A 22,542-nucleotide genomic window follows, 5' to 3' on the forward strand; every position below is an offset into this window, starting at 1 on the left:
CAACCCTTGATCGAAAGACAACACCATGCCCGATGCCCTGTCCGCCCGCCGCCTCTCCCGCCGTGGCCTGCTGGCCGCCGGTGGCGCTGCCACGCTGGCCACCCTGCTCGCCGCCTGTGGCAAGGACGACGCCGCGAAACCCGCCGCCGGCAACGGAAGCGGCCCCTGGTCGTTCACCGACGACCGCGGCACGAAGGTCGAGGCGGCGGCCCGTCCGGCCCGCGTGGTGGCCTTCACCGGCGTGGCGGCGGCTCTGATCGATTTCGGTCTCGACAAGCAGATCGTGGGCGTGTTCGGTGAGACCAAGCGCGCCGACGGCACGGCCGAGCCGCAGGCCGGCGACCTGAACGTCGAGGGGGTCGAGATCCTCGGCAACGTGTGGGGCGAGTTCAGCCTGGAGAAGTACGCGGCACTGCGCCCCGAACTGCTGGTCACCCACATGTACGACCCGGACGCGCTCTGGTACGTGCCGGACGAGAGCAAGGCCAAGATCCTCCCGCTGGCGCCGAGTGTGGCCATCACCACCGCCCGGGTGCCGATGACCAAGCCCATCGAGCGGTACGCGGCGCTGGCCGAGTCGCTCGGCGCGGACCTGTCCGCGAAGAAGGTCACCGACGGAAAGGCCCGCTTCGACGCCGCCGCCGAGGCGGTCCGTCAGGCGGTCAAGGCCAACCCCGGGATCAAGGTGATGGCCTGCTCCGGCAGCCCCGACCTCTTCTACGTCTCCAACCCGAAGGTCAGCACCGACCTGATGTACTTCGCCGAGTTGGGGGTCGACATCGTGGTCCCCACCAAGCTCGAAGCCGGCGACTACTTCGAGGCGCTGAGCTGGGAGAGCGCCGGCAAGTTCCCGGCCGACCTGATCCTGCTGGACAACCGCAGCACCGCCTTGCAGGCCAAGGACCTCACCGCCAAGCCGACCTGGCAGCAACTGCCGGCGGTCACTGCCAACCAGGTGAGCCCGTGGGACGCGGTACCCCGCTTCTCGTACGCCGGCTCCGCGCCGCTGCTGGAGAACCTCGCCACCGCCATCCGCAACGCCAAGAAGGTCAGCTGACGCCATGAGTACGAGCGCCGCACCGATCGCCTCGCAGTACCGCTTCTACGCCGCGCACGTCGTCCGCGCCCACCGGGTCGGCGCCTCGCTGATCCGGGTCACCTTCGGTGGCGCGGAGCTGGCCGACTTCGCCGGCGGCGGCCGGGACCAGAGCGTCTCGCTGTTCCTGCCGCACCCCGGGCAGCACGCCCCGGTGGTTCCGGTCGAGCAGGGCGAGGACTGGTTCGGCGGCTGGCGGGCACTGCCGGCGGACGTCCGCGCGGTGCTGCGCTCGTACACCATCCGGGAGCACCGCCCAGCCGACAATGAGGTCGACATCGACTTCGTCAGCCACGGCGACACGGGCCCCGCCTCCCGCTGGGCGGCCCTGGCCGGCCCCGGCGACCGGGTGCTGCTGCTCGGCCCGGCGGTGCCCGACAACCGCAGCGTCTGCTTCCGCCCGCCGGACGGCACGGACCTCGTGCTGCTCGCCGCCGACGAGACCGCACTGCCGGCCGTCGAGGGCATCCTGGCCTGGCTGCCCGCCGGCACCCGGGTGCGCGCCTGGATCGAGGTGCCCGACGCCGCGGACATCACCGACCTGCCCACCGCTGCCGACGCCGAGATCAGGTGGATCGTGCGGGGCAGCACACCGCCCGGCAGCGATCTGCTGGTCAGCTCCGTGCGCGCCGCCCGGCTCCCCACCGGCGGCACCCCGTACGCCTGGATCGCCGGTGAGTCCGGCGTGGTGCGGGCGCTGCGCCGGCACCTCGTCGACGAGCGCGGCTTCGACCGCCGGAGGGTGACCTTCGCCGGCTACTGGCGACGCGGACTGTCCGAAGAGGACCTGCGTGCCGAGGCGCTGGCCGGCGCCACCGCCTGACTGACGACCCCAACCGATCGGCAGCACTGCCCCGAGGCGCACCGCCGCGCCGGGGAGGGTTCCGGCTGCCCCTCGTCGAGAACGTGGAAGGACATTCCGTGACCGTGCCGACGTACCCCGTCGAGACCACCACGCCGCCACCGGCGTCAACCGCCGCGCGGGCCCAGCTGCTGCACGGTGGCTCGGTCGAGCAGTACCGCCGGACGATCGCCGACGGCGTCGACCGGGTAGCCCGCCGGGTGGCCACAGTGGACCGGCCCGGCACCGGAATCACGCCGGCCGAGCTGGCCCCCCTGGTCGACCGGGTGGACCTGGACCGTCCGCTGGGCGACGCCGGCGCGGCCCTCGACGAGCTGGAGAACGTCTACCTGCGCGACGCCGTCTGGTTCCACCACCCCCGCTACCTGGCCCACCTCAACTGCCCGGTGGCCATCCCGGCACTGCTCGGTGAGGCGGTGCTCACCGCAGTGAACTCCTCGCTGGACACCTGGGACCAGAGCGCCGGGGCCACCCTCATCGAGCGCCGGCTGATCGACTGGACGGCCGAGCGGATCGGCCTCGGCCCCCTCGCCGACGGCATCTTCACCAGCGGCGGCAGCCAGTCCAACCTCCAGGCGCTGCTGCTGGCCCGGGAGGAGGCGTGCGCCGACGCCATCGGCCCGGCGGCACGCGCCGAACTGCTGCCCCGGCTGCGCGTGCTCACCTCCGCCGCAGGCCACTTCAGCGTGCAGAAGTCGGCCAAGCTGCTCGGCCTCGCCCCGGACGCGGTGATCGCGGTGGCCACCGACGCCCGGCGACGGATCAGCGCGGCGGCCGTCCGCGAGGAGATCGCCCGGTGCCGGCAGGCCGGGCTGGTGGTGATGGCCGTCGTCGGCACCGCCGGCACCACCGACTTCGGCTCGATCGACCCGCTCACGGACCTGGCCGGGATCTGCGCGGCAGCCGGCGTGTGGCTGCACGTGGACGCCGCGTACGGCTGCGGTCTGCTCGTCTCGCCGACGCGCCGGCACCTGCTCGACGGCATCGAGCGGGCCGACTCGGTGACCGTCGACTTCCACAAGTCGTTCTTCCAGCCGGTCAGCTCCAGCGCGCTGCTGGTCCGCGACCGGCGGACGCTGCGGCACGTCACCTACCACGCCGACTACCTCAACCCGGCCCGGATGGTGGAGCAGCGCATCCCCAACCAGGTCGACAAGAGCTTGCAGACCACCCGCCGTTTCGACGCGCTGAAGCTCTGGCTCACCCTGCGGGTGATGGGCCCGGACGCGCTCGGCGGGCTCTTCGACGAGGTCGTCGACCGCGCCGCCGACGCCTGGCGACTGGTCAGCGAGGACCCGCGCTTCGAGGTGGTGACCCGCTCGGAGCTGAGCACCGTGGTGTTCCGTTACCTGCCCACCGGCCCCGGCCGGGACCTGGCCGACGCCGCCAACCTGCACGCCCGGGAGGCCCTCGCGGCGTCCGGTCTGGCCGTGGTCGCCGGGACCCGGGTGGACGGCCGGCACTTCCTGAAGTTCACACTGCTCAACCCGGAAACCACTGTCGACGACGTCGGGTACGTGCTCGACCTGATCGCCACCCACGCCGGCCAGTACGTGCACGACCACGTCGACGTCGACCTGACCTGCCCCGTCGGCTGACGCCGATGAACCTGCCCCGTCGGCTGACGCCGGTGACCACGAACCCGCGCCTGGAGACCCCGATGTCCACCCACGACTTCATCGCCATCGGGTTGGGCCCGTACAACCTGGGCCTGGCCTGCCTCACCGCGCCGATCGACGAACTCGACGGGGTGTTCCTGGAGGCCCGGCCGAGCCTCGCCTGGCACCCCGGCATGCTGTTGGAGTCGGCCCGGTTGCAGACCCCGTTCATCGCCGACCTGGTCAGCCTCGCCGACCCGACGTCGCCGTACTCCTTCCTCAACTACCTCAAGGAGATCGGTCGGCTCTACCCGTTCTACATCCGGGAGAGCTTCTACCCGCTGCGCAGCGAGTACGACGCGTACTGCCGGTGGGCGGCGGCGAAACTGCCGAACCTGCGCTTCGGTCAGAGCGTGACCACTGTGGAGTACGACGCCGCCGACGAGCGGTACGTGGTGCGGGCCAGCACCGGCACGGGGGCGACACTGGAGTACCGGGCCCGGCATCTGGTGCTCGGCACCGGCACCCCGCCGCACCTGCCCCCTGCCGTGGCGGATCTGCCCGGCGACGCCGTGCACAACTCCCACTACCTGGAGCACCGCTCGGCGCTGCGCACCAAGCGCAGCATCACTGTGGTGGGCAGCGGGCAGAGCGCCGCCGAGATCTACCACGACCTGCTCGGCGACATCGACAGGTACGGCTACCAGCTCAACTGGGTGACCCGGTCGCCGCGGTTCTTCCCCCTCGAATACACCAAGCTGACGCTGGAGATGACCTCACCGGACTACGTGGACTACTTCCACGCGCTGCCCGAGGCGACCCGCTACCGGCTGGAGTCCGAGCAGAAGGGCCTGTTCAAGGGGATCAACGCCGACCTGATCAACGACATCTTCGACCTGCTCTACGCGCACAGCGTGGACGGGCCGGTGAACACCCGCCTGCTCACCAACACCGAGCTGGTCAGCGCCGAGCACCAGGACGGGCAGTACACGCTGGGGTTGCGTCAGGTCGAGCAGGAACGCGACTTCGCCCTGCGTACCGAGGGCCTCGTCCTGGCCACCGGCTACCACTACCGGGTGCCGGAGTTCCTCACGCCGGTGTCAGACCGGATCCGCTGGGACGCGCACGGCCGCTTCGACGTGGCCCGCAACTACAGCATCGACCACAGCGGGCGGGGCATCTTCCTGCAGAACGCGGGCACCCACACGCACAGCATCACCTCACCGGACCTGGGCATGGGCGCCTACCGCAACTCCTGGATCATCAGCGAGCTGCTCGGCCGGGAGCACTACCCGATCGAGAAGAGCATCACCTTCCAGGAGTTCGGGGTGTCGTCGTGACCAGCGTCTTCACCCGCGTCGACGAGAGGCTCGGTGAGTTCGCGCTGCGGCCGCTCGATCCGGACGCCGACGCGGCGCTGCTGCACGCCTGGGTGACGCACCCGAAGGCGGCGTTCTGGATGATGCAGGACGCCGACCTGGCCCAGGTCACCGAGGAGTACCGGCGCATCGCCGAGCACCCGCACCACGACGCCTACCTCGGTCTGTGGCGGGGGAGTCCCGCCTTCCTGGCGGAGCGCTACGACCCGGCCCACGTCGAGCTGGTCGGCCTGTACGACCACCAGCCCGGTGACGTGGGCATGCACTTCCTCTGCGCGCCGGTCGACGCGCCAGTGCACGGCTTCACCCGGGCGGTGATCGGCACCGTCATGGCGTGGCTCTTCGACGACCCGACGACCCGACGGGTGGTCGTCGAACCGGACGTGCGCAACACCGCAGTGCACGCGCTGAACGCCGCCGTCGGCTTCACCGTCGTCGGCCCGATCGCCAAGCCCGAGAAGGACGCGCTGCTCAGCGTCTGCACCCGAGCCCAGTTCCAGGCCGCTGCCGACCGCGCCACCGCCGACCGCGCCGCTGCCACCCGAACCGAAGGAGCCCCGGCGTGACCACCACCGCCGTCCCCACCCACCCGCCCGTCGCCGCCGCGCACAACGCCTCCGGCGACCCGGTCGGGCACCTCACCCCGCAGCGCTGGGCCCGGGCCAACCGGCTGCTGGTCCGCAAGGCGCTCGCCGAATTCACCCACGAGCGGCTGCTCACCCCGGAGGCCGTGGCCGGTCCCGACGACCGGCAGTGGTACGAGGTCCGCAGCGACGACGGCACCGTCACCTACCGGTTCGCGGCGCGGGTGCTCGCCCTGGCGCACTGGCAGATCGACGCGGACAGCATCAGCCGACACCGCGACGGCACCTCCCTGGCCCCGGACGCGGTGGACCTCATCGTCGAACTGCGCGACACCCTCGGGCTCTCCGCGCGGGTGCTCCCGGTCTACCTGGAGGAGATCACCTCGACGCTGGCGGGTACGGCGTACAAGCTGGCCCAGGCCGCGCCGAGCGCCGCCGAGCTGGCCGAGGCGGACTTCCAGACCATCGAGACCTCGATGACCGAGGGCCACCCCTGCTTCGTTGCGAACAACGGCCGGCTCGGCTTCGGCGTCGACGAGTACCACAGGTACGCCCCGGAGGCGGCCGCGCCGGTGCGGCTGGAGTGGCTGGCCGCGCACCGGGACCACTCGACGTTCAGCAGCGCCGCCGACCTCGACTACGACACGCTCGTCGAGAGCGAGCTGGACGCCGAGACCCGGGCCCGGTTCGCGGCCACGATGGCCGATCTCGGGCTGGACCTCGCCGACTACCACCTGATTCCGGCACACCCGTGGCAGTGGTGGAACAAGCTGGCGGTCACCTTCGCCGGTGAGCTGGCCGAGCGGCGGCTGGTGCACCTCGGCCCCGGGCCGGACGTGTACCTCGCGCAGCAGTCCATCCGCACCTTCTTCAACGTCAGCGAGCCAGGTCGGCACTACGTCAAGACCGCGCTGTCGGTGCTGAACATGGGCTTCATGCGGGGGTTGTCGGCCGCGTACATGGAGGCCACCCCGGCGATCAACGACTGGCTGGCCGAGCTGATCGCCGCCGACGAGGTGCTGACCGGCACCGGCCTGACCGTCATCCGGGAGCGGGCCGCCGTGGGTTACCGGCACCGACAGTACGAGGCGGCCACCGAGCGGACCTCCCCGTACCGCAAGATGTTGGCCGCCCTGTGGCGGGAGAGCCCGGTGCCCGAGCTGGCACCGGGGCAGCGACTGTCCACCATGGCCGCGCTGCTGCACGTCGACGACGAGGGCGGCTCACTGGCGGCGGCGTTGATCGCCCGGTCCGGCCTGGCGCCCGAGGTGTGGCTGCGGCGCTACCTGGACGCCTACCTGACCCCGCTGCTGCACAGCTTCTACGCCCACGACCTGGCCTTCATGCCACACGGTGAGAACGTCATCCTGGTCCTCGACGAGCAGGACACCGTCCAGCGGGTGATCTTCAAGGACATCGCCGAGGAGATCGCGGTGATGAGCGACACGGTCGAGCTGCCGGCGGCGGTGGAGCGGATCCGCGTCGAGGTGCCCGACGATACCAAGCTGCTGACCATCTTCACCGACGTGGTGGACTGCTTCCTGCGGCACCTCAACGCGGTCCTGGTCGAGGCCGGTGTGCTCGCCGAGGACGACTTCTGGCGCACTGTCGCGGCGTGCGCCGCCGACTACTTCGACCGGGTGCCGCACCTGGCCGAGCGGGTCCGCCACTACGACCTGTTCGCCCCGGAGTTCACGCTGTCCTGCCTCAACCGGCTGCAACTGCGCAACAACCAGCAGATGATCGACCTGGCCGACCCGTCGGCGGCGCTCCAGTTCGTCGGCACCCTCACCAACCCGCTCGCCGCCCACGCTCCGGCCCGGTGACCGCTGTCGCGTTTGGTCGGCGCGCACGCCAACGGGTGCAATAGGCGGATGGGAGTTCTGAGTACCGCGAGCCTGTTCGCCGCCACCCTCACCACCGGCCTGACCGCCGGGCTGTTCGCCGCCTTCGCGTACGCGGTCATGCCGGGTCTGGCCCGCAGTGACGACCGGACGTTGGTGCTCGCCATGCGGCGGATCAACGAGTCGATCCTCAACGGCTGGTTCGCTGTGTGCTTCGGCGGCGCGCTGCTGTTCACGCTGCTGGCGGCGGCGCTGCACCTGGGGGCCGAGCGTCGGGCGGTGCTGCCGTGGATCGTCGCCGGGCTGCTGCTGTACGTGGTGGTGCTCGGCGTCACCGCCGTGGTCAACGTGCCGCTCAACAACGTGCTGGCCCGCGCCGGCGACGTCGACGACGCGGCCGGCCTCGCGGCGCTGCGGGCGCGCTTCGAGGTGACCTGGGTACGCGCCAACGTGGTCCGCGCCGTCGCGTCGACCGGCGCCTTCGGGTTGCTGGCGTGGGCGCTGGTGGCCGAGGGCCGGCTGCTCGGCTGAGGCCGGACGGGCGACCGACCGACCGGGCCGGCGTCGGCTCAGTCGGTCGGCTCTGCCGTGCCGGCCTGCTGGAACGCGCGGGCAAGCTGGGCGAGGTCGAAGCCCTCGAAGTGCTGAAGGAACCGGCGGCGTACGGCGGCCAGGTGACTGGGCCAGGCTTCGTGCAGGCGGGCGTAGCCCGCGTCGGTGAGGACGGCGTTCCAGCCGCGCGCGTCCTCCTCGCACCTCTCTCGCCGGACCAGGCCCTGCGTCTCCAGCCGGATGATCGTGCGGGTCATGCCGCTCAGCGAGAGGTAGCAGAGCGCGGCGAGTTCGTTCATGCGCATCCGCCGGTCCGGTGTCTCGGAGAGGTTCATCAGCGCTGTGTACTCGGTGAGCGGTAGCTGACGGTCACCGACCATGTCCGCGTCGATCGCGCGGGGCAGGACGTGCATCACCTGGCCCAGGGCGCGGACCAGGGATTCCTCGTCTGGGGTGAGGGGCTGCGGAGTCGCTGCGGAGGGGTTGGGCATCCTCCTATCATACTTGTTTGACTGAGCAAGTGCTCACCCTCCGTGTGATCACGCCCATAGGCCAGATGTTTGCTTGACCAATCAAGCACCGGTTAGCGTTCCCGGCGTCAGGCAAGGACCTCTGAAAGGCGCCACACATGACCAGGATCGGGATCATCCTCGGAAGCACCCGCCCGGGGCGTAACGGCGAGGCCGTCGCCCGCTGGGTGCTCGACGTCGCCAAGCAGCGCACCGACGCGGAGTACGAGCTGATCGACCTGCTCGACTACCAGCTGCCGCACCTCGACGAGGCGTACCCGCCCTCGATGGGCCAGTACACCCAGCCGCACACCAAGCGGTGGGCCGAGACGATCGCGTCGTTCGACGGCTTCATCATGGTTACCCCCGAGTACAACCACTCGACCTCGGGCGCCCTGAAGAACGCGATCGACTTCCTCTACGCCGAGTGGAACAACAAGGCCGTCGGCTTCGTCAGCTACGGCTCGGTCGGCGGGACGCGCGCCGTGGAGCACCTGCGTCTGATCTCCGGTGAGCTCCAGATGGCCGACGTGCGCTCGCAGGTCGCCCTGTCGCTCTTCACCGACTTCGAGAACTTCAGCGTCTTCAAGCCCAACCAGTTCCACCAGGACTCGCTGACCGCCACGCTCGACCAGGTGGTCGCCTGGAGCACGGCGCTCGCTCCGCTGCGCAAGGCCTGAGCGTTTCGCGTCGTCCGGAAACGGCCGTGGGGGAGCCCACGGCCGTTTCCGGGCGTTCAGGCACTCTGTGCTCGTCAGACGCGCCGAGCGTCGGCGAGCAGGTCCAGCGACAGCTGCCACAGTCGCGCCGCCGCCTCCGGGTCGATCGCGTGGTCGGCGACGCCGCGCAGCGGGTCCGCCGGGTCGTGGCGCACCGCCTGCCCACAGTCCTCGAAATACCGCCCGCCGATGCCCTCCACCTGCGGCCCCGCGGCGAGCAGCACGGAGGTCGCGGCCCCCTGCTGCGGGGTCTTGAAGTCGTACGCCGGAAGGTTCGCGTAGTCCTCCTCGGTGAGGTGCCGTCCCAGGTTGGTGGTGACGGCACCCGGGTTGGCCGCGTTGACGGTGATGCCGTCGCCGGCCCAGCGCCGGTTCGCCTCGACAGCGAACAGCGCGGTGGCGGTCTTCGACTCGCCGTAGGCGAGGAAACGGTCATAGGGGCGTTGCCGGAAGTTGACGTCGTCGAAGACCATCGGGGCCCGAACGTGGGCGATGGAACTCAGCGACACCACGCGGGCCCGACCGGCCTCGGCGAGCGCCTGGTGCAGCCCGTTGGCGAGTGCGAAGTGGCCGAGGTGGTTGGTGGCCAACTGCAACTCCCAACCCTCCGCCGTGCGCATCTCGGGGATCGCCGACACCCCGGCGTTGTTGACCAGGATGTGCAGGGGCCCGTCCCAGGCGGCCACGAACGCGGCGACCGACCGCTGGTCGGACAGGTCCAACGGCGCGACCCGGAGCAGCCGGTTCGCGGTCCCGGCGCCGATCTCCCGCGCGGTCTCCTCTCCGGCCCGCACGTCCCGTACCGCCAGTGTCACCTCGGCGCCCGCCATGGCGAGCGCCCGGGCGGTCTCCACCCCGATGCCCGACGAGGCACCGGTGACGATGGCGCGTCGCCCGGTCAGGTCGACACCGGCCACGACGTCGGCGGCGGTGGATCGGGCGTCGAACGGCGTGCTGACGCGTGTTTCCGACATGATCATTTCCTTCGGTGGGTGTCCTCACGTGGCCGTGCCGGCTCGCCGCATCGGCGTGCGGTGTGCCGGCGTCGCCCTTCGCACCGATCGTGCGCGGAGGTCTGCGCGGACGGCCAACACGCTCTTCCTGGCGTGGCTACAGTCTGTTCCTGTGGCCACGCCTGAGCTGCGACAACTGCGGTACTTCCTGGTCCTCGCGGAGGAGCTGAGCTTCACCCGGGCCGCCGCCCGCCTGATGATCGCCCAGCAGTCGCTGTCGCAGCAGATCACCGCCCTGGAACGCGCCGTCGGGGCGAAGCTGTTCGACCGTGACAGCCGCGGCACCACCCTCACCGACGTCGGCGCCCTGTTCGTGCCCGAGGCGCGCGCCGTGACCGACCGCGCCGAGCAGGCCGTCACCGTCGTGCGACGGGCCCTGCGGGGTGAGGTGGGCACCCTCCGGCTCGCGTTCCTGACCACCGTCGCCAACCACCTGCTGCCCCCGGTGGTCCGGGCAGTCCGCCACCACCTCCCCGACCTGCACCTGGCCACCGAGACGACCAGCATCGCGCCCCTGGTGCAGGGCGTCCTCGACGGGCGGTTCGACGTGGCCTTCACCCGGACCCCGCTCGTTCCCGGCCTGGAGGCCAGGAGACTGACGACCGAACCGGTCTGCGCGGTGCTGCCCGCGGGTCATCCGCTCGCCGGGCGCGACGAGTTGACCCTCGCCGACCTGGCGAACGAACCGTGGGTCATGACGCCGCGCAGCTCCTGGGAGCCCTGGCACCGCGTCTACGAGGACCAGTTCCGGGAGGCGGGCTTCGTGCCGACAGTCGTCCAGGAGGAGGCCGGCGTGCAGAGCCTCCTCGGCCTGGTCGCCGCCGGGATCGGCGTCACCCGGCTCGCCTGCTCGGCGGCCAGCCTCCGCCGCACCGGCGTCGTGTTCGTTCCGCTGGCCGGCGCCGACACGTACACCGAGATGGTGTGGTTGGCGGCCAACACCGCACCCGCGCTGCACCGGTTCCTGGACGTGGTCACGGAGCTCGCGGCGACGACCGACCTCACCAGCACCGGCTGACGGTGGGCGGCCGGCTCAGCGCGTCGCGAGGTCGTGGGTGGTGCCGTCGGCGACCGCGCGAAGCTTGTCGGGGTTGGCGACGTTGTGGATGGCGGTGATGCGACCGCCCGCGTCGATGTCGAAGGAGACGGTGGCGACCACCCGACCCGCACCGCTGAACAGCAGTCCCGGCCCCCCGTTGATCTCGACCACTGCGGCGCGCATGTCGTGCGGCGCGACGCCCTGGTAGGTGACGGCGCCGATGGCCGCGAACCACGCGGCGACCGTTTCCGCGCCCCTGATCGGACGCAGGGCCTGGCGGACCTTACCTCCACCGTCGGTCCACAACGTGACGTCCGGAGACAGCAGCTCCAGCAGGGTGTTGATGTCGCCACCGGTGGAGGCGGCGAGGAATCGCTCGGTGACCCCGCGCTGCTGCGACCGGTCCGCAGTGAAACGTTGCCGCTGGCCTCGCACGTGCTCGCGAGCCCGGTGAGCGGTCTGGCGGACCGCCGCCTCGGAGCGCTCCACCGCCGCCGCGATCTCCGCGTGGCTGAAGTCGAAGACCTCCCGCAGGACGAACACGGCGCGCTCCAGCGGGCTGAGCGTCTCCAGCACCACCAGCATCGCCATCGACACCGACTCGGCGTCGGTGACGGCGTCGGCGGCGTCCCCGTCGGTCAGGACGGGTTCGGGCAACCACGGCCCCGGATAGGTCTCGCGGCGGTGCCGGGCCGAGCGCAGGCGCTGCAACGCCAGGTTCGACACGATGCGGGCGAGGTACGCCTTGGGGTCGGCGACCTGGGAGCGGTCCGCCGAGGACCAGCTGATCCAGGCGTCCTGCACCGCGTCCTCCGCATCGGCCGCGCTGCCGAGGATCCGGTAGGCCACCGAGAACAGCAGATTGCGGTGACTGTGGAACACCTGCTCGTCGGCGTCCGGCGGGTGCGTCACCGCGCGTCCCGCAGGCGGGTGAAGCGGCCGCCGCGCGGCCAGAACGCGCCGGAGGAGGGCAACCGCGACATGCGACGGTAGGTCGGCCAGGGCGAAGCGCTCACTGTCTCCTTGTACCAGACCGCCGTCCGCCCGGTCAGACACCCGCGGCGTGGGCTGTCGTCGGGGCGGGTGAACTGCACGACCGCGTCGTTTCGACCCAGGCTCACCGGCGTGTGGTAGTAACCGAACCGGAACGGCCTTGGTTGCTTGCCCCGCAGCGCACGGGCGATCGACACCGCCGCGTGCACGCCGGTCGGCATGCCGCTCTGACAGGTGCCGTGCAGCACCCCGTAAGCCTGCCGGATCGCTGCCGCGTCGCCGATGGCGTACACCTCGGGGTGCGACACCGACCGCAACGCGCGATCGGTGACGACGCGACCGCGGTCGTCGACGGTCAGCCCGGCGGCGGCGGCCAGCGGCGCCACCCGGGTACCACCCGTCCAGAGGACGACGTCAGCCGCCACCGTCTCCGCGCCGGCCAGCTCGACAGCGTCGGGCCGGACCCTGATGACCGCCGCTCCGGTGATCACCTGAACGCCGAGGCGGGTCAGTGCGCCCCGCAGGTATTCCCGGGCCTTCGGGTTCATGCTCGCTCCCGGCTCCTGCTGGCCCACCAGGGTCACACCGAGCTCCGGGTGCCGTTCCGCGATCTCCGCGGCGGCCTCGACCCCGGTCAACCCGCTGCCGACCACGGCGACAGTGCCGGCGCCGAGCCGTGCCAACCGGTCCGCCAGCGTAATCGCGCCGCTCGGACCGTCCAGTGTGTACGCGTGCTCCTCGACGCCCGGGACCGCCGCCGTGTCCGTCACGCTGCCCAACGCGTAGACCAGTGTGTCGTAGCGCAGCACCCGGCTGTCGTCGACGCGGACGGTCTTCGCGTGGGCGTCCACAGCCGTCACCCAGCCGCGCACGAACTGGGCGCCCGTTCCCGCCAGCAGCTCCGGGATGTCCAGCTCGGCGAGCCGTTGGCCGGTGGCCGTCATGTGCAGCCGGAGACGCTCGGTGAACCGCTCCTGCGCGTTGACCACTGTCACCCGCACGTCGGCCCGCCTGGTCCGGGCCGCGAGTTGGGTCGCCGCGGCCATGCCCGCGTAGCCCGCGCCCAGGATCAGCACGCGGTGTGTGCCCGCCGGGACCTGTCGATGCGCTGTGCTCATTGTTTCGCCTCTCTGATCGGACTGACGACCACGAGATGCGTGCCGCTCGTCGGTTCGTGACATGGCAGCGATGTGACGCCCGCCACGGCCGGCGTCGGAGGGGCGCGTTCACTACCCTTGGCGCGATGAGCCGAACCGCCGCCGCCGGTCGGGCTCCGCTGTGGCGGGACCGGACCTTCGGCACGTACTGGGTGGCCCAGTCGCTCTCGGCGGCCGGCGACTCGTTCGCCTACCTGGCGGTGCCGCTGCTGGTACTCCAGGCGACCGGGTCGGTGGCGCGGATGGGCCTGCTCACCGCCGTCGCGGGCGCGGCGTCCGTCGTCGCCGGGATCTTCGGTGGGGTGCTGGTCGACCGGTACGACCGCCGCACGCTGATGATCGTGGCGGACCTGACTCGGCTGGTGCTCTACGCAGTGGTGCCACTGGCGTGGCTCGCCGGCCCGCAGGTCTGGCTGCTCTTCGTCGTGCTGCCCATCTGCGAGGCGGCCGGCATGCTGTTCCAGGTCGCCGCGGTGACAGCGGTCCGCAACCTCGTCGACTCCGACCGGATCACCGAGGCCAACGGCCGGTTGCAGGCGACGTACGCGGCGGCGGCCGTCCTCGGGCCACTGCTCGCCGGTGTGGTGGCGGCCCGCTTCGGCCCGGCCACCGCCATCGCCGTCAACGCGGCGAGCTTCGCGCTCTCGGCGGCCGGCCTGTGGCTGATCCGACTGCGCCCCGTCCAGACGGGCGAGGGGGTGGCCCGGCAACGCCCGCTGGCCGAGTTCCTGGCCGGGGCGCGGTTCCTGTGGCGACAGCCCGTGCTGCGCGCGCTGACCGTCCTGTTGTCGGTCTTCATCTTCCTCACCTACGGCTTCGTCGACGTGCTGATCTACCACGTCACGCACGACCTCGGCGGCTCCGAGGGCACCGTCGGCACGGTGCTCGGCCTGGCGGCGTTGGGCACTGTCGCCGGCGCACTGCTGGTGGCGCCGCTGCGCCGCCGTCGCGGCTTCGGCCCCACCTGGATCGGCGCGCACGCGATCTGCGGTTTCGCCGTGGCGGGGGTAGGCATCGCCACCACGGTTCCCGCCGTCACCACGCTGACCGCGGTGTACCTCTGCTGTCTCAGCGTAGGCGGGATCTGTTCGATGTCCCTGCGCCAGGAGATCACCCCCGATCACCTGCTGGGCCGGGTCACGTCGGCGTTCTGGAGCACGCACTACGCCCTCGGTCCGGCCGGCGCTGTCGTGCTGACCTGGGCCGCCGGCCGCTTCGGCGCGCCAGCGGTCACTCTCGCGGCGGGAGCGGGGTGCCTGCTGGTCGCGATCGGCGGCCTCTTCACCCCGATCCGCCGAGCCGGCGCGGAGCCGGCCGCCGGGCAGCCCGAACTGCGCCCGGCCCCGGCCGGCGGCACCGTTGGCTGAGACGGCGGCACCGTTGGCTGAGACGGCGGCACCGTTGGCTGAGACGGCGGCACCGTTGGTGGAGACGGCGGCACCGTTGGTGGAGACGGCGGCACCGTTGGTGGAGACGCTATGGAGCTGATGTCCTAAACGATTCAGGCGGTGGGGGCGCTCCAGGCGGTGGAGAAGATCCGGACGGCCCGGCCAGCGGCCGATTCGTTTGTGACATCAGCTCCAAAGGCGCCGACCACCACTGTGGCCTCCTGAGCGAGCGGAGCGGGCGCGGTCAGAACTCCTGGTACATCACGTGCAGGCCGACCCGGCCGAGGGTGGGGTGACGGAACGCGCCCGGCACGGTGCCGACCACCTCGAAGCCCTCCCGCCGGTACAGCCGCACCGCCGAACTGTTGCTCTCCGCCACGGCGTTGAACTGCATGCCGGCGTACCCCTGCCGGCGGGCCCAGGTCAGGGCGTCGCGGCACAGCGCGGTGCCCACGCCCCGGCCCCGCGCGTCGGCGGCGACCATGAAGCTGGCGGTGGACACGTGCGCGCCTGGCCCGGGCCGGTTGGCGCCCATCTTGGCGGTGCCGAGCACCCGCTCGCCGTCGACCGCCACGACGGTCCGCCCCGGCGCCGCCTCGACCCACATGCCGTACGACTGCTCGACGGTCATCGCCGGGTCGTAGGGGAACGTCTCCTGTGCCCGGATCACCTCCTCGATGATCGGCCACACCTGCGACCAGTCCCGGTCGACGAACTCCCGAATCAGCACCCGGGGAGGTTAGGCCGGGGCAGGAGCATCGGACAATCCGTTATCCGCTGGTGCATCTGCGCGGCCCACCCGGTGCGAAGCATTGATCGTGACGAGACGTCACGGATCCGGTCGCTTCGACGAAAGGCCCGCTGATGAAGATCGCACGAATCGCCGCCCGGATGGCGGTGGGTGCCGTGGCCACCGCGCTGGCCACCACCGCTGTCGCCGTACCGGCCGCTCAGGCCACCAGCAAGCCCAAGCCGCTCGGCACGACGTCACTCGCCCAGGTGCTCACCCGGGACAGCAGCGGCTTCGACCGCAACTCGCGGGACTTCGACGTGCTGACGGCGGCCGTGCTGGCCGTGCTGGAGGCCAAGCCGAACTCTCCGGTCAAGGTGCTCACCGACGGCACCGTGGCGCTGACCGCGTTCATCCCCACCGACGCCGCCTTCCAGCAGTTGGTCCGCGAGATCACGCAGGCCCGGAAGCTGCCGAGTGAGAGCGCCGCCTTCACCGCCGTTGCCGGGCTGGGCATCGACACCGTCGAGTCGGTGCTGCTCTACCACGTGGTCCCGGGGGCCACCATCGATCGTAAGACGGCGGTCCGGGCCGACGGCTCGGACCTGACCACCGCGCTCGGCTCGACCGTCGAGGTCGACGTGCGCACCTACCTGTACTTCTTCCGCCAGGTGCGGCTGGTCGACGCCGACACCGACGACCGTGACGCGCGGGTCGTCTCCTACGACGTGAACAAGGGCAACCGGCAGATCGCGCACGCCGTGGACCGGGTGCTGCGCCCGATCGACCTGCCCTGACCGCGTGCGGGGGCGTCCGACCACGCGCCGGGCGCCACCCGCGCCGGGCCGTCAACCCGAGGCGAGCGCGGCCAGCTCCTCGTCGAGCACTGCCGCCAGCCGGGCGGACCGCCCGGGATGGCTGCGCGCTGTCATCCCACGGCTGGGCATCTCCACGGTCATCAGCAGGTACAGGTGCATCCGGTAGAGACCGAGCCGGCGGCGTGCCGAAGCGTTCAGCACCAACGGTTCGGCTGCGCCGGCCTGGTAGCCGCGCAGCAGGGGGTGCTCCGGCTCGTCCTCGACGCGCCGGAAGAGCAGCGGCGAGACCAGGTCCAGCAGTGGGTCGCCGTAGAGGAACCGCTCGCCGTCCACCAGGCCGCGCAGCCGCAACCGGCCGTCCCCGTCGGGTGCGGCCAGCACGTTGCCGTCCCAGCAGTCGAAGTGCAGCAGCGCCGGGCGGCGTACCTCGTCGAGCACGTCGGCGTGCCGCCCCACCAGCGCGCGCAGCTGCTCCGGGGTGACCGGCAGTCGGACCTCCCAGTCGGCCGCGTCGGCCAGGAGCGCGTCGAGCATCGCCGTGAACGCCGCCCGCCAGGTCGGCCCGCCGGCCCGGTCGTCGTCGTACCCGAACCGCTCACCGGTCACCCGGTGCAACGCGGCGAGAGCCACCCCGAGGTCATAGCGCGCCGGGCCGTCGTCGACAGCGACACCGGCCTCGGCCAGGTCGGACAGCGACCGGCCGGGCAGCATCGCGGTGATCAACCACTCGCCGTACGCCGGGTCGGCGCCGCGCCGGAGCACCGGGGGGACGGGCACCTGCGGCGCCCGCTGCGCGACGAGCCGAAAGTACCGCTCCTCGGCGGCGCAGAGCCCGCGCTCGTAGCGCAGCAACGGCGTTCCGGCCGGCGGAGCCAGCTTCAGCACCACCCGACGGTCGTCGTCGAGCAGCGCCCACCAGACCGTCGCGTACCCGCCACCGGCCAACGGACCGGCGTCCCGGACCCGGGTGTGTGGCCCGAACGACGCACCGACCAGGTACGCCACATCGGCTCGCGTGAGGGGCCGCTGGGTCGGGCTGGCACCGGTCACGACGTGCTGTCACCTCGCCGTGCCCGTGGCGCGGAACCCGCTGTGGCGCGGGTGGACAGTGGTACGGGACCGGCGGTGTCGCGGCGGACCAACTCGGCGGGGAGCACCTCGACCCGGGGCGTCGGGGCCCCGACGCCGAGCACCAGGGACATCGCCCGCACACCCATGTCGACAAGGGGCAGCCGCACTGTCGTCAGCGCCGGGGTGACGTCCCGGGCGATAGGCATGTCGTCGAAACCCAGCACCGAGATCTGCTGCGGCACTGCCAACCCCCGCGCGCGCAGGGTGGCGAGCGCCCCGATGGCCATCGAGTCGTTGAGCGCCACGATCGCGGTCAGCTCCGGGTCGGCGTCGAGCAGTCGGGCGGTGGCCTCGGCCCCACCGTCGCGGTCGAACTCCGCGTACCGGATGCGCCGTTCAGGCAGCTCACGGCCCTGCTCGCTGAGGGCCTGCCGGAGGCCGGCGAGCCGGTCGGTGGTGGTGGTCAGGATGCGCGGGCCGGCGACCACGCCGATCGCCCGGTGCCCCAGCCCGCACAGCTCCCGCCCGGCGAGGTATCCGCCGGTCCGGTTGTCCGGCATCACCGCGTCGCCGGAGTGCTCGTGCCGGCCGATCACCGCCACCCGCCCGCCGGTGGCCTCGTACGCGGCGAGCTTCTCGTTGAGCTGCCGGGTGAACGCCTCGTCGTGGTAGCCCGAGCCGGCCAGGATCAGCGCCGCCACCTGGTGGCCGCGCAGCAGCTCCACGTACTCCAACTCACGGTCCGGGTCCCGGTAGCTGTTGCAGATCATCAGCAGCCGGCCCTGGTCGGTGGCGACCCGTTGCAGCCCCCGGGTGATCTCGGCGAAGTACGGGTCGGAGACGTCGTGCACGATCACGCCGACAGCGCTGCGGTGCGAGCGGGCCAGCAGTTGGGCGTGCGCGTTCGGCACGTACTGCAACTCGGCGACGGCGGCGAGCACCCGTTCGCGCAGCTCGTCGGTGACCGGCTTGCTGCTGCCGTTGATGACGCGGGAGGCGGTGGCGGGCGAGACGCCCGCTCGGCGGGCCACATCGGACAGGGTCGCCATGGCCCGCCCCCTCGATCTGTTGACGGCGTTTCGTCGTGCCGGCTAGCGTCACCGTACCGCAGAGAAAGCCCTTTCCCGCAGGGAGGCCCGGCCGTGTCCGATCGCTTCGCGGTACTTCAACTTGACGACCTTCCCGCCCGACGCTGCTCGTGTGGGACCACCCGCCGGGGTTTCATCGCCGAGAGCGAGGGCCAGGCCAGCGTGCATCTGCTCCAGGTGCAGGACGCGGTGACCCACCACCACCGGATCGCCACCGAGTACTACGTCGTGCTCGCCGGTGAGGGCGAGATCGAGCTGGACGGCGTCCGTCACCCGGCTCGGCCGATGTCCGCGTTCCTGATCAAGCCGGGCTGCCGACACCGGGCCATCGGCGACCTCACGGTGCTGCTGGTGTCCCTGCCGGCCGCGGACGACACCGACGAGTACTTCGATGCGTGATCGGCCGGCGCCGCTGCCCGGCGGGGTCGGGGTGTCCCGGCTGCGCGTCTATGACACCGCGGCCCCGGACGGCCTGGTCGGCGGCACCCCGCACGTGCACCTGTGCTGCACCGAGGGGTACGTGGTGACCGACGGCGAGGGCGCGGTGCAGACCCTGACCACTGCCGGCTACCGGGAGACGCCGCTGCGGCCGGGGGTGGTGGTCTGGTTCGAGCCGGGCACCGTGCACCGCCTGGTCAACACCGGCGGGCTCAGCATCGTGGTGCTGATGCAGAACAGCGGCCTGCCCGAGGCCGGCGACGCGGTGCTGACCTTCCCACCCGAGGTGCTGGCCGACCCGGCCGCGTACGCCGAGGCGGCGGCGTTGCCCGACGGGGGAGCGCCCGGCGCGGACGTGCACGCGGCGTACCGCCGTCGGGATCTGGCGGTGGCCGGCTTCCAGGCGCTGCGGTCCGGTGGTCCGGCGGCGCTGGCCGCCTTCCACGGCGCCGCGATCGCCCTGCGGCAGCCGTTGTTGACGCGCTGGCGGCGGCGGTGGGAGGCCGGCGCGGGCCGCGCCGCCGCCGACACCGCCGCGCAGCTCGACGCCCTGGAGCGGGGGGATCCCGGCCACCTGGGCGACGCCGGGGTGTACGCGGTGGACGAGCCGGTCGAGCGGGGTCGGCTGGGCATGTGTGGCCTCCTCGACACCTACCCGGCAGCCGGCTGACCGTCCCTTCGGGACGGCCGTCGGGGTCGCCAGGCATCGGTGGAAACAGATCGAGGAAAGGCCTTGCCCGGCGTGAGGGTGCCGCCTACGCTCCAGGAAAGCGTTTGCCTGATCCGCCGACCGGCCCGGTCCATGGGCGTCGTGCCGGGCCCCGAGGAGGTTCCGCGTGACCGAGAACTCTTTGGACACGGCGGGCCGGCAGGCCGCCGCCGACGAGGCGAGCGGTGCGCAGGCAGCCGCTTCCACCCCCGGTGCCCCCCGTGCCGTCGACGGCGGGGATCTGTCCACGGTGGTGAGAACGCCACCCGGCGGAGGGCGTCCGCCCCGGCCCACGCTCGGTCGCCGGGCGGTGACCTTCGCCGACTCGCTCTGGCGCCCGGCGCTGGTGCTCGCGGTCTTCTTCGCCGCCTGGTGGTTCGTGGCGGCCCGCGAGTACGTCCCGAACTACCTGGTGCCCACCCCCGGCCAGGTCTGGGAGACGATGACCACCCAGTGGTCCGAGCTGGCCCGGCACACACTGGTGACCCTCTACGAGACGGTGCTCGGCTTCGTGCTGGCCGCCGCGTTGGGTCTGGTCACCGCCGTCGCCATCGCCTACTCCCGCACCCTGGACAAGGCGCTCTACCCGATCGTCCTGTTCGCACAGGTCATCCCGAAGATCGCCATCGCGCCGCTGCTGGTGGTCTGGTTCGGCCTCGGCCTCACCCCGAAGATCATCCTGGCGGTGCTCATCGCGTTCTTCCCGGTGGTCATCTCCGGCGTGGCCGGGCTGCGCTCCACCGACCCGGAGCTGCTCGACCTCGCCGCCACGATGGGCGCCGGGCCGTGGCGCACCTTCCGCAAGATCCGCTTCCCGAACGCGTTGCCGCACCTGATGGCCGGCCTGAAGGTGGCCGTGACCCTCGCCGTGGTCGGTGCCGTGGTCGGTGAGTTCGTCGGCGCCAGCGAGGGGCTCGGCTACGTCCTGTTGCTGGCCAACGGCAACCTCGACGCCCCACTGCTGTTCGCCGACCTGATCCTGATGTCGGCCATCGGCATCGTCCTGTTCGTCCTGGTCGAGATCGCCGAGGCACTGCTCATTCCGTGGCACGCCAGCCGCCGGGCCGGCGTGTCCCTCACCACCTCCTGACCGACCCCATCACGGAGGCACCGATGAAACGCACCGCCACCACCATCCTGGCCACCGCCGCCCTGCTCCTCGCCGCCACCGGCTGCGGTGGGGACGACCCCGCCGGCAGCACCAACGCCGACGGCAGCAAGCAGGTCACCCTCACCCTCAACTGGGTGCCCTACGGCGAGCACGCGCCCTTCTACTACGGCCTGCAGAAGGGTTACTACTCCGCCGAGGGCATCGACCTGAAGATCCTGCCCGGCAACGGCTCGGGCAACACCGTCAAGCAGGTAGCCCAGAAGCAGACCGACTTCGGTTGGGCGGACAGCCCGGTGCTGCTCAAGTCGGTGGCCAGCGGCATGCCGGTGCGCAGCCTCGGCGCGTACCTGGAGAAGGGTCCCTCCTCGGTGGAGTTCTTCACCGAGGAGAACATCAAGACCCCGGCCGACCTCAAGGGCAAGACCGTCGGCGGCACCCCCGGCGACGCCCTCTACGCGACCTTCCCGGCCTGGCTGGAGAAGAACGGCCTCAAGAAGGACGACGTCAAGGTGGTCAACGTCGACGCCGCCGGCAAGATCGCCGCACTGGCCGAGGGCAAGGTCGACGCCATCATGGGCTTCTTCCACGACCAGGCGCCCACCATCGAGAGCAAGACCGGCAAGAAGGTCGACGTGCTGCTCTTCGCCGACTACGGGATGAACCTGCTCGGCACCGGCCTGATCGCCAACACCCAGACCCTGCAGAAGGACCCGGAGCTGGTCCGCAAGTTCGTCCGGGCCACCCAGAAGTCCTGGGCCGACGCCGCCCGGGACCCGGCCGGCGCGGTGAGCGCGATGACGGCTCTGGCCGAGAACGAGCCGGCGCCCGAGGTGCTCACCAAGCAGCTCACGCTCAACATGCCACTGATCGGCGCGGACGGCCCGCCCGGGGTGAACACCGAGGCCCAGTGGTCCGAGACCATCGACCTGATGTCCCGCTACGCCGAACTGAAGGACCCGGGAGCGCCCAGCGCGTACTGGGACTCCTCGTACGCGGCGCAGGGGTGACCCGGTGACCGCCGCGCCGGCAGCCACCGGCACCGCCATCGGGATGTCCCGGCTGACCGTCCGGTTCACCACCCGACGGTCGCAGACCACAGCGTTGGACGACGTGTCGCTGGACATCGAGCCGGGCGAGTTCGTCACGATCGTCGGCCCGTCCGGCTGCGGCAAGTCCACCCTCCTGAAGATCGTCGCGGGGTTGGTCAAGCCGACCAGCGGCGACGTGTCGCTGCTGGAGCGCCCGGTGCGCGGCCCGCAGAAGGAGATCGGCTTCGTCTTCCAGAAGGCAGCGTTGCTGGAGTGGCGCGGCGCGCGGGCCAACATCCTGCTCCAGGCCGAGATGCGCGGCATGGACCGGGCGCAGGCGGCCCGCCGCGCCGACGAGCTGATCGAGATGACCGGCCTGACCGGCTTCGAGAAGGCGTTGCCACACGAGCTGTCCGGCGGCATGCAGCAGCGGGTGGCGCTCTGCCGCGCGCTGCTGCACTCCCCGCCGGTGCTGCTGATGGACGAACCGTTCGGCGCCCTGGACGCGCTGACCCGCGAGCAGATGAACGCCGAACTGCACCGGATCTGGCGGGAGACCGGGACCACAGTGGTGCTGGTCACCCACTCCATCGCCGAGGCGGTCTTCCTCGGCACCCGGGTCGTGGTGATGAGTCCCCGGCCCGGCCGGATCATCCGCACCTTCCCGGTCGAGCTGCCGGCGCACCGCGACTACGCGCAGGTGATGTCGGATCCCCGCTTCGACCGGCTCGCCACCGACCTGCGTGGGTTGCTCGGCAGCGCGGCCGCCAACCACTGAGCGCGGATCGGCACGACCAGCACGACGGAAGGAACACC

23 protein-coding genes are annotated in these 22,542 nt (G+C 71.7%); 16 read left to right on the plus strand and 7 right to left on the minus strand.

Features of this window, described 5'->3' with window-relative positions; genetic code table 11:
- The first annotated feature begins 25 nt into the window (after positions 1-25).
- The 7 genes from OG598_RS08885 to OG598_RS08915 all read left to right on the plus strand — a co-directional run bounded on the left by OG598_RS08885 (position 26) and on the right by OG598_RS08915 (position 7,894).
- Positions 26-1,057 (plus strand): ABC transporter substrate-binding protein, encoded by a 1,032-nt coding sequence (locus OG598_RS08885; protein WP_328653957.1) that lies wholly within the window; start codon positions 26-28, stop codon positions 1,055-1,057.
- Positions 1,058-1,061: 4 nt separating this feature from the next.
- Positions 1,062-1,919 (plus strand): siderophore-interacting protein, encoded by an 858-nt coding sequence (locus OG598_RS08890; protein ID WP_328653958.1) that lies wholly within the window; start codon positions 1,062-1,064, stop codon positions 1,917-1,919.
- A gap of 98 nt (positions 1,920-2,017) precedes the next feature.
- Positions 2,018-3,556, plus strand: coding sequence for a pyridoxal phosphate-dependent decarboxylase family protein (locus OG598_RS08895; RefSeq protein ID WP_328653959.1), 1,539 nt, complete (start codon positions 2,018-2,020; stop codon positions 3,554-3,556).
- 62 nt (positions 3,557-3,618) lie between these two features.
- A complete protein-coding gene (locus OG598_RS08900; protein ID WP_328655297.1) occupies positions 3,619-4,896 on the plus strand; it encodes a lysine N(6)-hydroxylase/L-ornithine N(5)-oxygenase family protein in 1,278 nt (425 codons plus the stop codon).
- A complete protein-coding gene (locus tag OG598_RS08905; protein ID WP_328653960.1) occupies positions 4,893-5,501 on the plus strand; it encodes a GNAT family N-acetyltransferase in 609 nt (202 codons plus the stop codon). Before OG598_RS08900 ends, OG598_RS08905 begins: the two co-directional genes overlap by 4 nt.
- On the plus strand, positions 5,498-7,345 hold the full coding sequence (locus tag OG598_RS08910) for an IucA/IucC family protein (protein WP_328653961.1): 1,848 nt from the start codon (positions 5,498-5,500) through the stop codon (positions 7,343-7,345). Before OG598_RS08905 ends, OG598_RS08910 begins: the two co-directional genes overlap by 4 nt.
- 48 nt (positions 7,346-7,393) lie before the next feature.
- Entirely contained in the window at positions 7,394-7,894 is a 501-nt protein-coding gene (locus OG598_RS08915) for an anthrone oxygenase family protein (protein WP_328653962.1), read from the plus strand.
- Between the two features lie 38 nt (positions 7,895-7,932).
- Here OG598_RS08915 and OG598_RS08920 read toward each other — a convergent pair whose 3' ends face one another.
- Complete coding sequence (locus tag OG598_RS08920) at positions 7,933-8,406, minus strand: MarR family winged helix-turn-helix transcriptional regulator (protein ID WP_328653963.1); 474 nt, start codon at positions 8,404-8,406, stop codon at positions 7,933-7,935.
- 137 nt (positions 8,407-8,543) lie between these two features.
- On the opposite strand from OG598_RS08920, the gene OG598_RS08925 reads away from it, so the two are divergent.
- Entirely contained in the window at positions 8,544-9,104 is a 561-nt protein-coding gene (locus OG598_RS08925) for an NADPH-dependent FMN reductase (RefSeq protein WP_328653964.1), read from the plus strand.
- Between the two features lie 74 nt (positions 9,105-9,178).
- On the opposite strand, the gene OG598_RS08930 is transcribed toward OG598_RS08925, so the two are convergent.
- Complete coding sequence (locus tag OG598_RS08930; protein ID WP_328653965.1) at positions 9,179-10,117, minus strand: SDR family NAD(P)-dependent oxidoreductase; 939 nt, start codon at positions 10,115-10,117, stop codon at positions 9,179-9,181.
- A gap of 151 nt (positions 10,118-10,268) precedes the next feature.
- Between OG598_RS08930 and OG598_RS08935 the strand changes: the two genes are divergently transcribed.
- Entirely contained in the window at positions 10,269-11,174 is a 906-nt protein-coding gene (locus tag OG598_RS08935) for a LysR family transcriptional regulator (protein WP_328653966.1), read from the plus strand.
- A gap of 15 nt (positions 11,175-11,189) precedes the next feature.
- Here the strand turns inward: OG598_RS08935 and OG598_RS08940 are convergent, their stop codons facing one another.
- Together OG598_RS08940 and OG598_RS08945 are read right to left on the minus strand one after the other, a co-directional pair.
- Positions 11,190-12,107 carry an RNA polymerase sigma-70 factor gene (locus tag OG598_RS08940; RefSeq protein WP_328653967.1) on the minus strand — a complete coding sequence of 306 codons (918 nt, stop codon included), beginning with the start codon at positions 12,105-12,107 and terminating at the stop codon, positions 11,190-11,192.
- Positions 12,104-13,306: an NAD(P)/FAD-dependent oxidoreductase gene (locus OG598_RS08945; protein WP_328653968.1), complete on the minus strand. Its 1,203-nt coding sequence runs from the start codon at positions 13,304-13,306 to the stop codon at positions 12,104-12,106. The genes OG598_RS08940 and OG598_RS08945 overlap by 4 nt, the downstream gene beginning before the upstream one ends.
- A 125-nt stretch (positions 13,307-13,431) precedes the next feature.
- Between OG598_RS08945 and OG598_RS08950 the strand changes: the two genes are divergently transcribed.
- Positions 13,432-14,712 (plus strand): MFS transporter, encoded by a 1,281-nt coding sequence (locus OG598_RS08950; protein WP_328653969.1) that lies wholly within the window; start codon positions 13,432-13,434, stop codon positions 14,710-14,712.
- A gap of 265 nt (positions 14,713-14,977) precedes the next feature.
- Here OG598_RS08950 and OG598_RS08955 read toward each other — a convergent pair whose 3' ends face one another.
- Positions 14,978-15,463 (minus strand): GNAT family N-acetyltransferase, encoded by a 486-nt coding sequence (locus tag OG598_RS08955; RefSeq protein ID WP_328653970.1) that lies wholly within the window; start codon positions 15,461-15,463, stop codon positions 14,978-14,980.
- Between the two features lie 134 nt (positions 15,464-15,597).
- Between OG598_RS08955 and OG598_RS08960 the strand changes: the two genes are divergently transcribed.
- Complete coding sequence (locus OG598_RS08960; RefSeq protein ID WP_328653971.1) at positions 15,598-16,260, plus strand: fasciclin domain-containing protein; 663 nt, start codon at positions 15,598-15,600, stop codon at positions 16,258-16,260.
- A gap of 51 nt (positions 16,261-16,311) precedes the next feature.
- On the opposite strand, the gene OG598_RS08965 is transcribed toward OG598_RS08960, so the two are convergent.
- Both OG598_RS08965 and OG598_RS08970 read right to left on the minus strand, forming a co-directional pair.
- The gene (locus OG598_RS08965) at positions 16,312-17,331 is read right to left on the minus strand and encodes a phosphotransferase family protein (protein ID WP_328653972.1); all 1,020 of its coding nucleotides are present in this window, start codon (positions 17,329-17,331) and stop codon (positions 16,312-16,314) included.
- On the minus strand, positions 17,328-18,401 hold the full coding sequence (locus OG598_RS08970; protein WP_328653973.1) for a LacI family DNA-binding transcriptional regulator: 1,074 nt from the start codon (positions 18,399-18,401) through the stop codon (positions 17,328-17,330). Before OG598_RS08970 ends, OG598_RS08965 begins: the two co-directional genes overlap by 4 nt.
- A gap of 93 nt (positions 18,402-18,494) precedes the next feature.
- On the opposite strand from OG598_RS08970, the gene OG598_RS08975 reads away from it, so the two are divergent.
- The 5 genes from OG598_RS08975 (at position 18,495) to OG598_RS08995 (ending at position 22,504) form a co-directional block, all read left to right on the plus strand.
- On the plus strand, positions 18,495-18,839 hold the full coding sequence (locus OG598_RS08975) for a cupin domain-containing protein (RefSeq protein ID WP_091398731.1): 345 nt from the start codon (positions 18,495-18,497) through the stop codon (positions 18,837-18,839).
- On the plus strand, positions 18,832-19,548 hold the full coding sequence (locus tag OG598_RS08980; RefSeq protein ID WP_328653974.1) for a cupin domain-containing protein: 717 nt from the start codon (positions 18,832-18,834) through the stop codon (positions 19,546-19,548). The genes OG598_RS08975 and OG598_RS08980 overlap by 8 nt, the downstream gene beginning before the upstream one ends.
- A gap of 166 nt (positions 19,549-19,714) precedes the next feature.
- Positions 19,715-20,677 (plus strand): ABC transporter permease, encoded by a 963-nt coding sequence (locus OG598_RS08985; protein ID WP_328653975.1) that lies wholly within the window; start codon positions 19,715-19,717, stop codon positions 20,675-20,677.
- 23 nt (positions 20,678-20,700) lie between these two features.
- The gene (locus OG598_RS08990) at positions 20,701-21,705 is read left to right on the plus strand and encodes an ABC transporter substrate-binding protein (RefSeq protein WP_112672984.1); all 1,005 of its coding nucleotides are present in this window, start codon (positions 20,701-20,703) and stop codon (positions 21,703-21,705) included.
- A 43-nt stretch (positions 21,706-21,748) separates the two neighbouring features.
- Positions 21,749-22,504 carry an ABC transporter ATP-binding protein gene (locus OG598_RS08995; RefSeq protein WP_328655298.1) on the plus strand — a complete coding sequence of 252 codons (756 nt, stop codon included), beginning with the start codon at positions 21,749-21,751 and terminating at the stop codon, positions 22,502-22,504.
- Positions 22,505-22,542: the final 38 nt, after the last annotated feature.

This window comes from Micromonospora sp. NBC_00330, assembly GCF_036136635.1.
In the GTDB taxonomy this organism is placed as follows: domain Bacteria; phylum Actinomycetota; class Actinomycetes; order Mycobacteriales; family Micromonosporaceae; genus Micromonospora; species Micromonospora salmantinae.

Bases quoted from the DNA above. Each gene is read 5' to 3' on its own strand.
- OG598_RS08885 (WP_328653957.1), top strand. From the start codon at position 26: ATGCCCGATGCCCTGTCCGCCCGCCGCCTCTCCCGCCGTGGCCTGCTG.
- OG598_RS08890 (WP_328653958.1), top strand. From the start codon at position 1,062: ATGAGTACGAGCGCCGCACCGATCGCCTCGCAGTACCGCTTCTACGCC.
- OG598_RS08900 (WP_328655297.1), top strand. From the start codon at position 3,619: ATGTCCACCCACGACTTCATCGCCATCGGGTTGGGCCCGTACAACCTG.
- OG598_RS08915 (WP_328653962.1), top strand. From the start codon at position 7,394: ATGGGAGTTCTGAGTACCGCGAGCCTGTTCGCCGCCACCCTCACCACC.
- OG598_RS08920 (WP_328653963.1), bottom strand. From the start codon at position 8,406: ATGCCCAACCCCTCCGCAGCGACTCCGCAGCCCCTCACCCCAGACGAG.
- OG598_RS08925 (WP_328653964.1), top strand. From the start codon at position 8,544: ATGACCAGGATCGGGATCATCCTCGGAAGCACCCGCCCGGGGCGTAAC.
- OG598_RS08930 (WP_328653965.1), bottom strand. From the start codon at position 10,117: ATGTCGGAAACACGCGTCAGCACGCCGTTCGACGCCCGATCCACCGCC.
- OG598_RS08945 (WP_328653968.1), bottom strand. From the start codon at position 13,306: ATGAGCACAGCGCATCGACAGGTCCCGGCGGGCACACACCGCGTGCTG.
- OG598_RS08950 (WP_328653969.1), top strand. From the start codon at position 13,432: ATGAGCCGAACCGCCGCCGCCGGTCGGGCTCCGCTGTGGCGGGACCGG.
- OG598_RS08960 (WP_328653971.1), top strand. From the start codon at position 15,598: ATGAAGATCGCACGAATCGCCGCCCGGATGGCGGTGGGTGCCGTGGCC.
- OG598_RS08970 (WP_328653973.1), bottom strand. From the start codon at position 18,401: ATGGCGACCCTGTCCGATGTGGCCCGCCGAGCGGGCGTCTCGCCCGCC.
- OG598_RS08980 (WP_328653974.1), top strand. From the start codon at position 18,832: ATGCGTGATCGGCCGGCGCCGCTGCCCGGCGGGGTCGGGGTGTCCCGG.
- OG598_RS08990 (WP_112672984.1), top strand. From the start codon at position 20,701: ATGAAACGCACCGCCACCACCATCCTGGCCACCGCCGCCCTGCTCCTC.
- OG598_RS08995 (WP_328655298.1), top strand. From the start codon at position 21,749: ATGTCCCGGCTGACCGTCCGGTTCACCACCCGACGGTCGCAGACCACA.